This is a genomic window from Flavobacterium longum, assembly GCF_965137575.1.
Classification (GTDB): domain Bacteria; phylum Bacteroidota; class Bacteroidia; order Flavobacteriales; family Flavobacteriaceae; genus Flavobacterium; species Flavobacterium longum.
Genome location: NZ_CBCRZJ010000003.1, coordinates 282501 through 298094, shown reverse-complemented (window position 1 = coordinate 298094; position 15594 = coordinate 282501). Strand labels below are relative to the sequence as shown.

The window sequence follows — 15594 nt, the reverse complement described above, 5'->3', positions numbered from 1 at the left end:
ATGGTATGAAAAAGAAAGTCGTATATTTATGTGTTGCAAATTTATATAAAATTTACCGATTACCCCAGAATGAAGCAGAATGAAATTGACATCCATGAAGCGTTAAAAAAGTATTTTGGTTTCGGCCAGTTCAAAGGGCTTCAGGAGCAAGTCATCAGAAGCATCCTCTCGAAACACAACACATTTGTCATCATGCCAACCGGCGGCGGAAAATCACTCTGCTACCAGTTACCCGCGCTCGTGCAGGAAGGAACGGCCATCGTTGTATCGCCGCTTATTGCGTTGATGAAAAACCAGGTTGATGCCATTCGCGGGTTGTCGGCCGATGAAGGTGTCGCGCACGTCTTGAATTCGTCACTCACCAAAACAGAGATTACGCAAGTCAAGCAAGATATTGTTACCGGCCGCACCAAGCTGTTGTACGTAGCGCCGGAATCGCTCACTAAAGAAGAATACGTCCAGTTTCTGCAATCCGTCCCGATTTCCTTTGTGGCGATAGACGAAGCGCATTGCATCTCGGAATGGGGCCATGATTTCCGCCCTGAATACCGAAATCTACGGCACATCATCCGCCAATTGGGCGATATTCCGGTCATTGGCTTGACCGCGACCGCAACGCCGAAAGTGCAGGAAGACATCTTGAAGAACCTCGACATGACCGATGCCACGGTTTTCAAGGCATCGTTCAACCGTCCGAACCTGTATTACGATGTCCGGACGAAAACCAAGAACGTCGAGGCCGACATCATCCGGTTCATCCGCCAATACAAAGGGAAATCAGGCATCATTTACTGTCTGAGCCGCAAGAAAGTGGAAGAAGTGGCGCAAGTGCTGCAAGTGAATGGCATCAATGCCGTTCCGTACCACGCCGGGCTCGATGCGAAAACCCGCGCCAAACATCAGGACATGTTTTTGATGGAAGATGTCGATGTTGTCGTGGCCACGATTGCTTTCGGCATGGGCATCGACAAACCCGATGTACGGTTCGTCATCCACCATGACATCCCGAAATCACTCGAAAGTTACTATCAGGAAACCGGACGTGCCGGACGCGACGGCGGCGAAGGCTACTGCTTGGCGTACTATTCCTATAAAGATGTAGAAAAGCTCGAAAAATTCATGTCGGGCAAACCGGTCGCCGAACAGGAAATCGGTTTTGCGTTGTTGCAGGAAGTCGTGGCGTATGCGGAAACTTCCATTTCGCGCCGGAAATTCCTGTTGCATTATTTCGGGGAAGAATTTGACGAGGTCGATGGCGAAGGTGCCGATATGGACGACAATGTCCGGAACCCTAAGCCAAAGGTCGAGGCGATGAACGAAGTGCGGAAGTTGTTGGAAACCGTCCGCGACACCAAACATTTGTACAAAGCCAAGGAAATCATCTTCACGCTTACCGGCAAAGTCAACGCCGTAATCAAGGCGCACCGCACAGATTCGCAACACTTTTTCGGTGCCGGCGACACGCACGACGAACGTTTCTGGATGGCGCTTATTCGCCAGGTGCTGGTGTCTGGCCTGTTGATGAAAGACATCGAAACCTATGGCATCCTTAAAATCACCGATGCCGGGCTTGATTTCATCCAGCATCCGCAATCGTTCATGATGAGCGAAGACCACCAATACAACGAGACCGACGACGATAACATGACCACGGCTTCCCGTGCCTCGGGTACGGCCGATGAAGCGCTCATGACGATGCTCAAGGATTTGCGCAAGAAAGTCGCCAAGAAGCTGGGCGTGCCGCCGTTCGTGGTGTTTCAGGATCCGTCGCTTGAAGACATGGCGCTCAAATACCCGATCACGCTAGACGAATTGGGCAACGTGCACGGTGTGGGCGAGGGCAAGGCCAAGAAATACGGCAAAGACTTCGTGGAACTCATTGCGCGTTACGTACAGGACAATGACATCATGCGTCCGGACGATCTGGTCGTGAAATCCACTGGCGCCAATTCGTCCAACAAATTATACATCATCCAGAATATTGACCGGAAACTGCCGCTCAGTGACATCGCATCGGCCAAAGGCATGACCATGGACACACTGCTCAAGGAAATGGAGCAAATCGTTTATTCGGGGACGAAACTCAATATCAAATACTGGATTGACGATATGCTCGACGATGAGCAGCAGGAAGAAATCCACGAATATTTCATGGAATCCGAAACAGACAAGATTGAGGACGCGCTCAAGGAATTCGACGGCGATTACGACATCGACGAACTGCGGCTGATGCGGATCAAGTTTATCTCTGAAGTCGCCAATTAAAAATCATATGAAAAAAATTATCGCGCTGCTGGTTTTCACTGTGTTTGGCGCACATGCGCAAAACCCCATTCTCACGAACACTACTTGGTATTTGACCTCGCTCGAAACGGGCGGAAATACATTTACGCCACCATATGACCTTACAGCGCCTTATGTACCGTTATATTTCATGCCACAAGATGAAAGTCTTCAACTGATGACCTCGCACTGCAACACGGCCATGACCGGAATTGTAGTTTTTACGGGTACCGAGTCTTTTTCCTATGACTTCTGCACGGCCACCCTGGGCATGTGCGCGAATTTGGCCAATACAGGTTTCGATGGTTTATACATGACGTTCTTTCTGAGTAACATCAACCAGCCGATGGCCTACACCATTACCGATGCCGGCGATGCGTCCAGTTTGGTGATCACGGCGCCGTCTGGCGACAAAGCCACTTACGGCTCTACTGTGGCGCGCGTTTTGGTCCCGACACGCCCAAAGTTGGCGGTTTCTCCCAACCCGACGCAAGGGTTGCTGCGTTTGCAAATGGAAAACCGCACAGCAGGGAATCTTTCAATCGTCAATGCCCTCGGTCAAGAAGTCTGGTCATCGTCCTATGAAGCAATTCCGGAATCAATAGATATTTCCGCAATAGGCGCTGGTCTCTACACCTTACAAATCACCGCCGACAGCCAAACCCAAAACACCAAAATCGTTAAACTGTAACGATTCATTTTCGACGTCGTGCTAATTGTCCATTGTCAATTATCAATTATTAATTGAATAACTCGCCCCGGTGCGGCTTCAACGCATCGCGCACCTGAATCATTTCGGCGTCCGTGACCACCATAAATGCGATGGCGTGCATGTCTGTTTTCACTTCGAAGCCGGTGATTTCCACCGGAAGTTTTTCCATCGCGATGTATTCCTTAAGATGGATTTCGTGATGTTCGGCGGTTTTTTCAGCTGCCGGACCCCGAAAATCCCAGATGAGTTTGATTTTTCTCATGGCGTAAAGATAAGGCCACACCACGAATTCACGAATTTTCCCGCCAACAATTCGTGAATTCGCGGTAAAAAATTAGCTTTGGAGAAACCGAACACCGTGAAGAAACTCCTTTTAATTTTAACTTTGGCCTGTCAGTATGCCGTAGCCCAGGAACTCACGCTTGCCCAAGCCAATCATCTGGCGTCGTTGCCGCTCAAATGCATGCAACAGGAATACCCGAACAAACCCGGCGAAACCCTTGCCAATGCGTCCGATATCATAAGCCCAAAAGCGGCGCATCCGGCGTTTTACGGTTGTTATGACTGGCATTCATCGGTACACGGCCATTGGAGTTTGGTGTTTTTGCTGAACCATTTCCCGAAAATGGAACGCCGTGATGAAATCATAGCGAAGTTGAAAACAAACCTTTCCAAGGAAAACATCGCCACCGAAATCGCCTTTCTAAACAAAAAACACGAGAAATCCTTTGAACGCACGTACGGCTGGAACTGGTTGCTCAAACTCCAGCACGAACTAGAGTTGTCCAAAGAACCGTTCGCCGCAGACTTGGCCAAAAACCTCAAGCCGTTATCGCTTTTGTTCATCGACCGCTACCTCGAATTCCTGCCCAAACTCAATTACCCAATCCGCGTCGGGACGCACTCCAGCACGGCTTTCGGGCTGACTTTCGCTTGGGATTACGCGGTGTTTTCGAAAAATGAAAAACTGCAGCAGTCCATCCGCGAGAACGCCATCCGGTTGTTCGGGAAAGACCAGGATTGTCCGCTCGGCTGGGAACCATCGGGCACCGATTTCCTATCGCCATGCCTGGAAGAAATGGGCATCATGCAGCGCGTCTTGTCGCCCGAAGAATTCTTGCCGTGGCTGCAAAAATTCCTGCCCGCGCTGTTCCAGAAAGATTTCAATTGGGAACCGGGCAAAGTCTCAGACCGTACAGACGGCCACCTCGTACACCTCGACGGGCTTAATTTTTCCCGCGCCTGGAATCTGTACCGGCTCGTCAAACAATACCCGAAAGCCTTCCCGCACCTCAAAGCCTTGGCAGATTTCCACCTCAATTATTCGTTGCCTTCGGTCGTCGACGGCAATTACGAAGGCGAGCACTGGCTGGCGTCATTTGCGCTGCATGCGTATGAAGAGAAGTGATTTGGGCGTTGCCTTCGGCCGCGCTTTCGCTCATAGTCCTCGCTTCGCTGCGGGCTAATCCACTCAATCGCTAACGCGGGCCGCGGTGTCGCCGGTAGTAGCTAGTTGTTGGTGGCTAGTTGCTAGTGGCTAGTGGCTAGAAGAACCGCGCAGGGAATAATTTCGGGGAAATTCGTGTTTTTTAGTTGCTGGTTTCTGTGGCAGTCGGGCCAAATAATTTTCAAATTTTCAAATTTCCACATTCCCAAATTCTATCTTTGCGCCATGCCACGTGAATTGCTTCTCCAGGTTTCACCCGAAACCGCCGCCAATGATGCTTTGTTGAAAACACATCTCAGCAAGCACAGCGGTATTGCTGAAGCCGAAATCGCGCACGTTGTTGTGCTGAAAAGGTCTATCGATGCCCGACAAAAAGCCATCAAAATCAACCTCAAGCTCGAGGTCTATCTAAAAGACGAGCCATTTTCGTCCCAAAAAATCCAATTGCCCGATTACCCAAATGTAGAAAACGCGCCCGAAGTCATCGTCATCGGCGCTGGGCCAGCCGGTTTGTTTGCGGCGCTACAACTCATAGAATGCGGCCTGAAGCCCATCGTGATCGAGCGGGGCAAAGACGTCCGTGGCAGAAGGCGAGACCTCAAGGCCATCAACCAAGACGGCATCGTCAACCCAGAATCCAATTACTGTTTTGGGGAAGGCGGCGCCGGAACATATTCAGACGGCAAGTTGTACACGCGTTCCAAAAAGCGCGGCGATGTAGACCGCATCCTGAAATTGTTTGTCGCCTTTGGTGCGTCGCCCGATATTCTCGTCGAGGCGCATCCGCACATCGGCACGAACAAGCTCCCGAAAATCATTTCGGACATGCGCGAGACCATCATTGAACACGGCGGAAAAGTTTTGTTTGAAACCCGCGTGGACGATATAGTGGTGAAGCAAAATGAAGTGCAGGGCATCGTCACGAACACTGGCGATGTGATCCACGCCAACAAAATCATCTTGGCTACTGGGCATTCCGCGCGTGACATTTTTGAAATGCTCGACCGCAAGAAAATCCTGATCGAGGCCAAGCCATTTGCCCTTGGCGTGCGCGCCGAACATCCACAGGAGCTCATCGATAAAATCCAGTACAGTTGTGATTACCGCGGCGAATTCCTGCCGCCGGCGCCATATGCTGTCGTGAAACAGGTCAATGGTCGCGGCATGTATTCGTTCTGCATGTGTCCGGGTGGCGTGATTGCGCCTTGTGCAACGGCTCCGGGCGAAGTGGTCACCAACGGCTGGTCGCCATCCAAACGCGATCAGGCCACGGCCAATTCGGGCATCGTCGTGGAACTGAAACCGGAAGATTTCAAGCCGTTCGCAAAATTCGGTGCGTTGGCCGGTGTTGAATTCCAGAGAAGCATCGAGCAACGTGCGTGGCATTTGGCGGGCGAAACGCAACGTGCCCCGGCGCAGCGCATGGTTGATTTCAGCCAGGGCAAAGTATCGGCGAACATTCCGAAAACGTCATATGTTCCGGGAACAACTTCTATAGAACTGGGCAACGTATTCCCAGGTTTCATTACGCAAATCCTTCGTGAGGGTTTTGTGGAATTCGGCAAATCAATGAGAGGCTATTTCACCAACGAAGCCATTTTACACGCACCGGAATCGCGCACGTCGTCTCCGGTCAGGATTCCGCGCGATACGCAAACGCTGGAACATCCGCAAATCAAAGGGTTGTATCCGTGTGGCGAAGGCGCGGGTTACGCGGGCGGCATCGTTTCGGCAGCCATCGACGGCGAGAAATGCGCGCTCATGATTGTGCAAGCGTTAAGCCGTTAAGCCTATTTCTTTTTCTTCAGCCTGTCCTTAAAAACCTTTTCGAATTTTTCCATTTTCGGTTGGATGACCATGCGGCAGTACGGCTGGCTTTTGTTGTTCTGGTAATAATCCTGGTGGTAATCTTCGGCCTTGTAAAATTTCGTCAACTTCTCGATTGACGTCACAATCGGTTTTTCAAAAGCATCGCCTTTGCTGAGCGCCTTGATGATGCTTTCGGCGGCCAACTTCTCCTTTTCGTTTTTGTAGAAAATCGCCGAACGGTATTGCGTACCCACATCGGCACCCTGTCGGTTCAACGTGGTCGGGTCGTGCACGGTAAAAAAGATCTTGAAGATTTCGTCCAGATTGGTTTTGGTCTTGTCATAGGTAATTTGCACCACTTCGGCATAACCTGTCCGTCCGGTGGAGACATCTTCATAAGTTGGGTTTGGGTTTGTGCCACCAGCGTAACCCGATACGGCCGATACCACGCCGTCCAGTTGTTCGTATACGGCTTCCACACACCAGTAACAGCCGCCGGCCAATACAATGGTGTCGAGGTTTTTATTGGCGTTTTGCATCATTGACACCTGCGCGAATGCAGGTGTCGCGGCCATCATCAAAAGAATCAACAGCTTTTTGTTCATCGTTCGGTTTTAAATTTAGGAAATTGTCAACGTTATTTTTTGTCAGGGATAAAATCCAGTACGATAGAATTCATGCAATAGCGCTTGCCCGTGGGCGGCGGTCCGTCGTCGAAAATGTGGCCCAAATGCCCGCCGCAACGGCCGCACAGCACTTCGATGCGTTCCATGCCTAGCGAGTTGTCCGGCTTTTCGGTCGTGCTGTTTTTGTTGTCCTGCTCAAAGAAACTCGGCCATCCGCACTGGCTCGCAAATTTGGCATCTGAACGGAAGAGTTTGTTGCCGCAAGCCGCGCAGTAATATGTGCCTTTTCCTGTGAAATCCCAGTATTTTCCCGTAAAGGCGCGTTCGGTTTCGGCGTGGCGTGAAATCTCGTAAACATCTTCGGGCAACACTTTTTTCCAGACCGAATCGGGAAGGTTCAATTTGGTTGTGCTGGTGTTTGAGTAGTAAGGGTTTTCCGGTTTGGACAGCACGTCGCCGGTTTTGGTTTTGCCGCTGCCCGTTTGTCCGCAGGCCGAAGCCAGCATGAGGAGCATCATTCCTAGTAAAGTGAATTTTCCCATTGTTGAAATTTTGGTTGAATGTACGTGTTATCGCGGCGAACAGTTGTCAAAAGAATCATAAATCGCGCGTTCATGAGGCAAACCTACCGCAAAACGAAGCGGCCAATTGTCGGGGAGTTGACAATTGGCCGCGTTTTTTTTTATTCTATAATACTAAATCCCGTTTTCCAAAGACACCAGCAAATCACCATACAACGGGCAATTGCTTTTTTCGATGATGCCGTGAAGCGCAAAATAGCGTTCGTCGCGTTGGCTGCCCTGCGGGTAAGCGGCCGCAATTTTCTTGCGGATGGATTCGAGCAACGTCTTGGATTCGCTGCTTTTGTAGGCCGCTACGGCTTGCTGGAAATTAGGGTTTTCGTAGTCGGCGTTGATCCTGGCTTTTAAATCCGGCAGCAACGACGGATGCGGAAACAAGGAAATGGCCACATACGCATTATTCAGATGCTGTCGCAGTAGCGGCAAGTCTGTCTTGTTCTTAAATTGGGCCAGCGCGGCCAGCAATTCAGGCGTTTTGTATTTGCCCGCGAAATGCTTCACCCTACTGTAGTCTGGGCTTTTGTATTGGTTGATTTTCAGGATGTGGCCAATGGTTTCGGCCGCGATGTTGTCATTGGACAGCGCAATCCGGGTCAAGATTGTCATCAGGCTGTCTGATTCCCGGACGTCCCAATTGGAGTCGAAATCATCGCCGAAAAGTTCTTTCAACCCGCGGAGTTGCGCTTCGGTTGAGGTCTTTTCGTAATATTGTTTGCGCTGTTTTTTCTCTTTTTGGAACGCGACTTCCTTATACAACACGGCAGCGAGTGAATAATTGGCGTTCAGGCTTCCGGTGTGGACGATCACGTTTTCCTTGGAAAGCAATTGTTCAGAAAAGAGCGCCGTCAGGTTTTTGGATTTGCGCGCCACCAATTCGTTGCCGGCGCTGGCCTTCATGATGGTATTGCCGTTTTGGGCGATGTACATCAAATCATCATCCGAGAAATTCCAGGACAGCCTTTTGAACTCTTCCGTAAACGGGTTCGTTTCGCCGTCTTTGTGGCCCAAATAAGGCCATGCCGAGGAATGTTCGGTGAGTTGCTGGTAGATGCCATTGAACTCGGCATCTGAAAGTTGTGCGAGGGCAGACACCGGTAGGAGCAGTGCCAGCAGGACATTTTTCAAATTCATATTTTCAATATTTCGGGGCGCAATAATAACTCACGTTGGGCGTAAATTATTATCAGTCAAATATATAAAAATTTCAATTGGTTCAACACCAGTTAAATAAATTACAAAATCAAGCCCGCCGGATGCGCGCGAGGGTTTTTTCGTATTTTTGGGCGTTATGAAAGAAGAGCACGTCATCCTGGTCAATGAAAAGGACGAGCAAATCGGGCTGATGCCCAAACTCGAAGCGCATGAAAAAGCCGTGCTGCACCGGGCGTTTTCTGTTTTTGTCCTGAATGCGAAAAATGAGATCATGCTCCAGCAGCGCGCCGCGCACAAATACCATTCGCCACTACTCTGGACCAACACGTGTTGCAGCCACCAACGAGAGGGCGAAACCAACGTGGGCGCGGGCAACCGCCGTTTGATGGAAGAAATGGGTTTTGCGACTGAGCTGAAGGATTTGTTCCATTTCATCTACAAAGCGCCGTTTGACAATGGCCTGACCGAACACGAACTGGACCACGTCCTGATTGGGCGTTACGACGGCCAGCCCAACATAAACCCCGAAGAAGTAGCCAATTGGAAATGGATGGCCATAGACGACGTAAAGGCAGACATGGCGGCACATCCGGAGATTTACACTGTTTGGTTCAAAATTATTTTTGACGAATTTTACCACTATTTAGAAGAACATAAATTGTAGCGCCCTGCCCGCGTTAGGGGTTGAGGCGGCATCCTTTTGCGAGGCCACGAGCAAAAGATACAGCCGAAGACCCGGCGCCACGCGCAACGCCCAAATCCTTAGCCACCAACCCATATGAAAGCCACCGTTTCCCGCCGCGCCCATTTCAACGCCGCGCACCGTTTGTACAGGAAAGACTGGTCGTTTGAGCAAAACGAGCGGGTTTTTGGCAAGTGCAACAGCCCTAATTTCCACGGGCACAATTACGAATTGGTGGTGAGCGTCACCGGCCCGATTGACCCGGAAACCGGATATGTGCTGGACATCAAAGTCCTGAGCGACCTTATTTTTGAGGAAGTGGAAACACCGTTTGACCACAAAAACCTGAACCTGGACGTGCCTGAATTTGCCGATTTGAACCCAACGGCCGAGCACATCGCCATGGTGATCTGGCAAAAACTCCGCAAACGCCTCGACGCCGGCCTGGCGCTTGAAGTGACACTTTTTGAAACACCTAGGAATGCTGTAACATTTCGTGGCGAATAATGTTTAATTTGGCTTTTTATCAGGAGCTTTTTCCCGCTGTTCGCTGTATCTTTTTCTCCGCTGCGCTGCAAAAAAGGATGCCGCTGCCATCGGGGCTAGGCTTCGCACCAATCCGCATCACATGACACCAGAACTTTATCCGTTGCAATTTACGCCAATCCTGAAAGAACGCATTTGGGGCGGCACGAAACTCAAAACCGAATTCGGAAAACCGATAACCTCAGAAAATACAGGCGAAAGCTGGGAAATCTCGACCGTTCCGGGCGACATCAGCGTCGTGGCGGCAGGAAGTTTCGTGGGGCAAACCTTGGAAGACATCATTGAAAAGTATCCGGACGAAATTCTGGGTGCCAAAGTGCACGAGCGTTTCGGGAAACAGTTTCCGTTGCTGTTCAAATTCCTCGATGCGCGCGAAGATTTGTCGATCCAAGTGCATCCAAACGACGAACTGGCCAAGAAGCGCCACAATTCCTTCGGCAAAACCGAAATGTGGTACATCATGCACGCCGAACCGGCCGCGCGGCTCATCGTCGGGTTCAAGGAAGATTCCAGCCCGGCCGATTTCATGAAAAACCTCGACCAGAAAACACTGCCCGCGATTTTAAATCAGATTCCGGTCCGCAAAGGCGATGTGTTTATGCTCGAAACGGGAACCATCCACGCCATCGGCGCCGGCATTGTTGTCGCGGAAATACAGCAAACGTCTGACATTACCTACCGCGTCTATGATTGGGATCGTGTTGATGCGCAAGGGAAATCACGCGAACTGCATCTGGATCTTGCCATAGATGCCATCAATTACCACCGCACGGCGTCACAGAAAACCTACGGCAAAACCCCGAATGCGTCTAACAATGTCGTGGATTGCCCATATTTCACCACGAATTTCCTGCCGCTGGACGGCGTTGCCGAAATAAATAAACCCGGCGATGCGTTTACGGTATATATGTGCGTGGACGGCGGGTTTGACCTGCGTACGGACACCGGTCATTTCTCATACGGTACGGGCGATACGGTGCTGATTCCGGCGGGTCTGAAGCAATATGCATTGCAAGGCCGCGCATCAATCCTTGAGATTTACATTTCGTAAACGATATTTTATTGTAATTTTGCACAAAATCTAAGCAACATGGCAAACGTAAAGAATCTGAAGAAAGACATTAATAATGTGTTGGGCGACATCATCGAAGCCGTTTATTTGTGGGAAATGACCACAACGGGCAAACCAACCGAAGCGTCGAATGCCGTTATCGACGAAGCCATCAATACCTTTGATTCGCTGATTGCGAAAGTGAACCAAAAAGACGTCGAGAACAAAAAAGCACATTTCAAGCAAGTGCACAAAGATCTGGAAGAAGCTGCGCACCAATTGGTTGCAAAACTGAACCAGCTCGGATAAAAAATCGCCTGCAAAATTTGGGGTTTAATTTTTGGAAATTAGAATTTGACTTCTATATTTGCAGCAAGATTGCCGGTGTAGCTCAGCTGGCTAGAGCAGCTGATTTGTAATCAGCAGGTCGTGGGTTCGAGTCCCTCTATCGGCTCAGAAATGAGAAGGAAACCATCACAAGTTTTGTGGTGGTTTTTTGTTTTAGGGGTTAGTTGATAGTGCCTGGTTGCTAGAAGAACCTTCACCACGAATTTGCAATTTCCATTTGGGTGAATCCATTACCCTGGAAATACCTAACCAGCGATGCAAATCGGTGTTTTTTAGTGGCAGGAAAAAGCGCACCGCGAATTCACGAATAATAGCCGGGGTATCCGTGTTTCGTAGTCGTTAGTGGCTAGAAGAATATCACCGCGAATTCGCGAATTAAATCTGTGTAAATTCGTGAATTCGTGGTGGTCATAACTACTGGGCCGCTTCGGCTTTTCGGCGAGCGTCGATGTAATCTGCCAACATTCTTCCGTATTTGGCTTTGGCTACCGCCGGGGAAAGCGCGTTGTTGATCGTATCAAGATAAGGCAATTGCGCGTTGGCTACTTCATACAATGCAATGTAAGGCGCAATGTCATGGTCGGCGTGGTTGCGGGCGAAGTTGATGGCGTACAGGTATTTTCGGCGCATTGTATTTTTGAGTTGCGCTTCGTTGTCTTCCTTGGAGAATGTTTTGCCTTCTTTTTTGGCCGTGAATTCCGCGACCGATAGTTCCAGCAGTAGGTCGCTGTAACGGCTTTTTCCTTTTTTGTATTCGGTATAGAGGTCGTTGTTTTTCGAGCCTGTGACGTTGGCTTTGGCGTAGAACTTTTCCAGATCGGTCTGGATGTCCATCTGGCCCGGTTCGGCGAATACCAGCAGTTCGTTGTCCATATTTTCTGAAACGCCGCGGTCCAACCTGAGCGACAACATTTCCGGTGACGGCAAATCGATTTCCGTTTCAAACTTAGAATCGCCGTTGAAGACCACACTGTCTATGGTTTGCCACACCGTGTCGTTCAATCTCTTGATGACCAGCGCGCCTTTCTTCATACCCGCAATGTTGCCGGTGATCAAGAGGTCTTTGGTTTGTTCTTTTTTCTTGCTGCAGGCCACGACGGCCAATACAATCAATACGGTCAGTATCTTCTTCATGTTGTTTGCGGGTAATCGGGCGCAAAGAAACAAAAAAATCCCCGCTTTTGGAACGGGGATTTTCTGTTATTATTTCTTGAGCCAGGCTTCGCGGAGTTTGTCTTTCGTGGCATCGGTAACCCCGAATCCTTCCACTTCCTTCATGTCGAGTTTGACTTTCCCTTTCACAGTCATCGGCTTGTCGTCGCGCTTGATGTCAACGGTAACGTCGTCGCCGTTTTTCCAGTTCTGGCTTTCCATGATCATGTTGTAGATGTTGTCCAGGTTGTAGGCCGTGCCGTTGATGGCCGTGATTACATCGCCGCCTTCCATCTTGAGTTCATAAAAGAACGGGCTGAGTTTGGTGCCGTTCAACACAACGATGTCTTTCGTGCCGGGCTTGATCGTGATATACGGCGTTTGCCCTTTCAAAAATGGGTTGGCCGGTTCTTGTCGCTTCATTTTGCCGATGCCCATTTTCGCGAAGAAATCGTTGTAAGGGATTGGCGTTGTGCCCACGATATAGGTGTTGATGAATTCGCCGACTTCCGGATAGGTAAGCGAAACGATTTTCGGGAACAATTCCGCGTCGTCAAAAGGTTTGGCTGAGCCGTACTCGTTCGAAAGTTTGCGCATCAGATCCAAAATACCGCGCTCGCCGCCCGACTTTTCACGGATGATGATGTCCAGACACATCGCGATGAGCGCACCTTTTTCATACACGTTGTTGTATTGCGCCTTGTACGGCGGGTTGATGACATTGCGGCTCATTTCGGTGAACGACATCTTGTCGTCATAACTGCCGGCATTGCGGATTTTATCGGCCATGCGCCCATAGAATTCGTCTTCAGTAATCAAACCTTGATTCACCTGGAAGAGGTTCGCGAAATATTCGGTGACGCCTTCGTACATCCACAAATGTTGCGACATTTTCGGCGTGGTGTAATCGAAATAGTGGATTTCCTTGGAATGGACGCTCAGCGGTGTCACGGTGTGAAAAAACTCGTGTGATACCACATCCACCATCATTTTATCGAGTTCGCTCTTCGGCATCATTTCAGGAAAAACGACCGTGGTTGACGTGTTGTGTTCGAGCGCGCCGAAACCTTGCGCATCGGTTTTCATCACATCCGATAAATACAGCAAAATGACATAGCGTTTGTTTTTGTTGATGTCGCCCAGAAATGCTTTTTGCGCCTTCACCATTTTCTCGATTTCGGGCGTGAGCATGGCGGCGGTAATCGTGCCGTTGGGCGAATACACGCTCAGGATGACTTCCATGCCGGCTACGGTAAATGACGTCTGGTCTGGCTTGGTGTACATGATCGGGTTGTCGGTGATGTCGAAGTAACGCTCGGCCTCAAAAATATCCTTGGTGTCTGAAGCGTCTTTGTCAATAAGCGAAGTCGCGCCGGAAAGCGTCGCCGGATGCAACACCGTCAATTCGTATGGCGTGGCCATCATGTCGTTGATGTAGCCTACGAATGCATGCAGGTTGAGCATGAAATTTTTCTCGTCTAAGATGTTTGTCCCGGCAGGCGAGAACACGCCTTTTTCACCGGTGATGTCGTATGAATCATTTACGAGATACGTGATTTTGGCGAGTTTTTTTCCGTCTGCGACGGTCCAGGAATGATTGGCATTTTCGGTTACCGCCAGCGGTTTGTCTTTGCTGTCAAAGGCTTTCACGCCTTCAATGAAACGCCCGTAATCGTCCTTTGAATACGTTCCGGGAATGATGTTCGGGAAATGAAGTGTGGCCGCACCGCTTAAGGCCGGAACCGCCATCGTAACCGCTACTTTGTCATCGGCTACATTATTCAAATCTATACTGACACGGATTGCGCTGCTTTTGGCCTGGGCCGATGCATTCAAGGAAGCCATGGCAACCAACGCTGCCAAAATCAATTTCTTCATAGATGTTAACGTTTGCGGGAATTTGTGCGCTAATGTAGAAAAATGTTACCCGGCTATAGGGTTTTTATGAATTGATTAACAGCCGAAATCATCTCGGGCATGACCGGCAAATCCGGGTTGGCATAAGACTGCCCGTTTTCGGCGTCGCCGCCCTTGATTTCCTTGAGTACGTGATTCATGTTTTCGATGATGACCAACTTTGCATCGGGTTTTGCAGCTTTAAGCAATTCGGCTTCCGTCGCTTTTGCCTGCAGGTCTTTGGTGCCATTGACGATCAAGACAGGAATTTGGAGTTTCTTGATTTCATCGGTTGGCGTGTATTGCATCCATGACAGCATATACGGCCTGACGCTTTCGCGGAACAAACTCTGCAGCATCGGGTTGGCCTCGAATTTTTCACCTTTGCGCATCTTGTCAAAATAACCCTCGATCTCCGGACGCAGTGAAGCCATTTGCGCGGCCACTTGGTCGGTAATGATTTGGTCTATCGGACGTGCCGGACCGGCAATCGAGACGTAACCATCGGCACGTTTGTCCTGAGCGGCCATCAGCCCGATGAGCGCACCTTCGCTATGCCCGGCCACCACAACTTTCGCATACTTATTTTGTGCCCTGAAGTACGCGATGATTTCTTTCACGTCGTTGATGAAATCCGAAAATCGTAGCGCATCTTCGTTCATGTTGCCCGCAGCGGCTTGCGCAAAAATACGTTTGTCAAAGCTGTACACGGCATTTCCGTCCTTGGCCAATCCTTGCGCGAGGAAACGCAATGAATTGTTGTCCATGCCGGCTTGGTTGCCATTGCGGTCGGTTGGGCCAGACCCGGCGATGAGAATCACCAGGTTGGGTTTGGTTTTCTCCGGCGCGTACAGCGTGCCTTTGATGAGCGGCGTGGCGGCCACTTCAGATTCGGTGAATTTGCTTTCCTGGCCGAAAACGGAAATCTGCAAGAGCAGCAATACGGCGGTAATTGTTTTTTTCATGATCATAATAAAAAACTCCCTTTGGCGGGAGTATTAGAATTTGTTTTTCAAGTAATATTTTCCGTCGAGGTCATCGTCAAAATCGTCAACCATCGGTTTGGGTTTGGGCTTGCTGGCGCTGGCCTTTTGCCGCCACAATTCGAATTTGTCTTTGGTGAGCCGTTTGCGCATGATCTCAATCACGTCTTTCTCAGGCACTCCGAATTCTTCTTTAATTACTTCGAAAGGTTTCCTTTCTTCCAAAGCCATAGCGACAAGCCGTTCCATTTGGTCATTGTCAAGTTCAACGTGATTACTTTTTCTCATTTCGTAATAATGCTGTAAAACTCAAGTATGTCAGCCAA

Annotated in this window: 16 protein-coding genes and 1 tRNA gene; 9 read left to right on the top strand and 8 right to left on the bottom strand. The window is 49.8% G+C overall.

Going from position 1 to position 15594, the window contains the following annotated elements; genetic code table 11:
- The first annotated feature begins 69 nt into the window (after nucleotides 1-69).
- Together recQ and ACM9J1_RS06965 are read left to right on the top strand one after the other, a co-directional pair.
- Nucleotides 70-2265, top strand: a complete 2196-nt coding sequence (recQ, locus tag ACM9J1_RS06970) for a DNA helicase RecQ (RefSeq protein ID WP_415581312.1) — start codon at nucleotides 70-72, stop codon at nucleotides 2263-2265.
- A 7-nt stretch (nucleotides 2266-2272) separates the two neighbouring features.
- Complete coding sequence (locus tag ACM9J1_RS06965) at nucleotides 2273-2974, top strand: T9SS type A sorting domain-containing protein (RefSeq protein ID WP_415581311.1); 702 nt, start codon at nucleotides 2273-2275, stop codon at nucleotides 2972-2974.
- 49 nt (nucleotides 2975-3023) lie between these two features.
- Here the strand turns inward: ACM9J1_RS06965 and ACM9J1_RS06960 are convergent, their stop codons facing one another.
- Complete coding sequence (locus tag ACM9J1_RS06960; RefSeq protein WP_415581310.1) at nucleotides 3024-3257, bottom strand: hypothetical protein; 234 nt, start codon at nucleotides 3255-3257, stop codon at nucleotides 3024-3026.
- A 96-nt stretch (nucleotides 3258-3353) separates the two neighbouring features.
- Here ACM9J1_RS06960 and ACM9J1_RS06955 point away from each other — a divergent pair, with 96 nt between their 5' ends.
- Nucleotides 3354-4403: a DUF2891 domain-containing protein gene (locus ACM9J1_RS06955; protein WP_415581309.1), complete on the top strand. Its 1050-nt coding sequence runs from the start codon at nucleotides 3354-3356 to the stop codon at nucleotides 4401-4403.
- Nucleotides 4404-4667: 264 nt separating this feature from the next.
- Complete coding sequence (locus tag ACM9J1_RS06950) at nucleotides 4668-6230, top strand: NAD(P)/FAD-dependent oxidoreductase (protein WP_415581308.1); 1563 nt, start codon at nucleotides 4668-4670, stop codon at nucleotides 6228-6230.
- A 2-nt stretch (nucleotides 6231-6232) separates the two neighbouring features.
- Here the strand turns inward: ACM9J1_RS06950 and msrA are convergent, their stop codons facing one another.
- The 3 genes from msrA to ACM9J1_RS06935 all read right to left on the bottom strand — a co-directional run bounded on the left by msrA (nucleotide 6233) and on the right by ACM9J1_RS06935 (nucleotide 8589).
- The gene (gene msrA / locus ACM9J1_RS06945) at nucleotides 6233-6856 is read right to left on the bottom strand and encodes a peptide-methionine (S)-S-oxide reductase MsrA (RefSeq protein WP_415581307.1); all 624 of its coding nucleotides are present in this window, start codon (nucleotides 6854-6856) and stop codon (nucleotides 6233-6235) included.
- Between the two features lie 32 nt (nucleotides 6857-6888).
- A complete protein-coding gene (gene msrB, locus ACM9J1_RS06940; protein WP_415581306.1) occupies nucleotides 6889-7419 on the bottom strand; it encodes a peptide-methionine (R)-S-oxide reductase MsrB in 531 nt (176 codons plus the stop codon).
- A gap of 153 nt (nucleotides 7420-7572) precedes the next feature.
- The gene (locus ACM9J1_RS06935; RefSeq protein ID WP_415581305.1) at nucleotides 7573-8589 is read right to left on the bottom strand and encodes a hypothetical protein; all 1017 of its coding nucleotides are present in this window, start codon (nucleotides 8587-8589) and stop codon (nucleotides 7573-7575) included.
- A 157-nt stretch (nucleotides 8590-8746) separates the two neighbouring features.
- Between ACM9J1_RS06935 and idi the strand changes: the two genes are divergently transcribed.
- The 5 genes from idi (at nucleotide 8747) to ACM9J1_RS06910 (ending at nucleotide 11343) form a co-directional block, all read left to right on the top strand.
- Nucleotides 8747-9274 carry an isopentenyl-diphosphate Delta-isomerase gene (idi, locus tag ACM9J1_RS06930; protein WP_415581304.1) on the top strand — a complete coding sequence of 176 codons (528 nt, stop codon included), beginning with the start codon at nucleotides 8747-8749 and terminating at the stop codon, nucleotides 9272-9274.
- A 114-nt stretch (nucleotides 9275-9388) separates the two neighbouring features.
- Complete coding sequence (locus ACM9J1_RS06925; RefSeq protein ID WP_415581303.1) at nucleotides 9389-9799, top strand: 6-carboxytetrahydropterin synthase; 411 nt, start codon at nucleotides 9389-9391, stop codon at nucleotides 9797-9799.
- A gap of 121 nt (nucleotides 9800-9920) precedes the next feature.
- The gene (locus ACM9J1_RS06920) at nucleotides 9921-10889 is read left to right on the top strand and encodes a type I phosphomannose isomerase catalytic subunit (protein ID WP_415581302.1); all 969 of its coding nucleotides are present in this window, start codon (nucleotides 9921-9923) and stop codon (nucleotides 10887-10889) included.
- A gap of 39 nt (nucleotides 10890-10928) precedes the next feature.
- Nucleotides 10929-11198 (top strand): hypothetical protein, encoded by a 270-nt coding sequence (locus ACM9J1_RS06915; protein WP_415581301.1) that lies wholly within the window; start codon nucleotides 10929-10931, stop codon nucleotides 11196-11198.
- Between the two features lie 71 nt (nucleotides 11199-11269).
- Nucleotides 11270-11343: transfer RNA gene (locus tag ACM9J1_RS06910), tRNA-Thr, on the top strand.
- A gap of 308 nt (nucleotides 11344-11651) precedes the next feature.
- On the opposite strand, the gene ACM9J1_RS06905 is transcribed toward ACM9J1_RS06910, so the two are convergent.
- The 4 genes from ACM9J1_RS06905 to ACM9J1_RS06890 all read right to left on the bottom strand — a co-directional run bounded on the left by ACM9J1_RS06905 (nucleotide 11652) and on the right by ACM9J1_RS06890 (nucleotide 15556).
- Complete coding sequence (locus ACM9J1_RS06905; protein WP_415581300.1) at nucleotides 11652-12371, bottom strand: DUF4369 domain-containing protein; 720 nt, start codon at nucleotides 12369-12371, stop codon at nucleotides 11652-11654.
- A gap of 69 nt (nucleotides 12372-12440) precedes the next feature.
- Nucleotides 12441-14267, bottom strand: coding sequence for a M61 family metallopeptidase (locus tag ACM9J1_RS06900; RefSeq protein WP_415581299.1), 1827 nt, complete (start codon nucleotides 14265-14267; stop codon nucleotides 12441-12443).
- A gap of 53 nt (nucleotides 14268-14320) precedes the next feature.
- Nucleotides 14321-15250, bottom strand: coding sequence for an alpha/beta hydrolase (locus tag ACM9J1_RS06895; protein WP_415581298.1), 930 nt, complete (start codon nucleotides 15248-15250; stop codon nucleotides 14321-14323).
- Between the two features lie 33 nt (nucleotides 15251-15283).
- Nucleotides 15284-15556 (bottom strand): TIGR03643 family protein, encoded by a 273-nt coding sequence (locus ACM9J1_RS06890; protein ID WP_415581297.1) that lies wholly within the window; start codon nucleotides 15554-15556, stop codon nucleotides 15284-15286.
- Nucleotides 15557-15594: the final 38 nt, after the last annotated feature.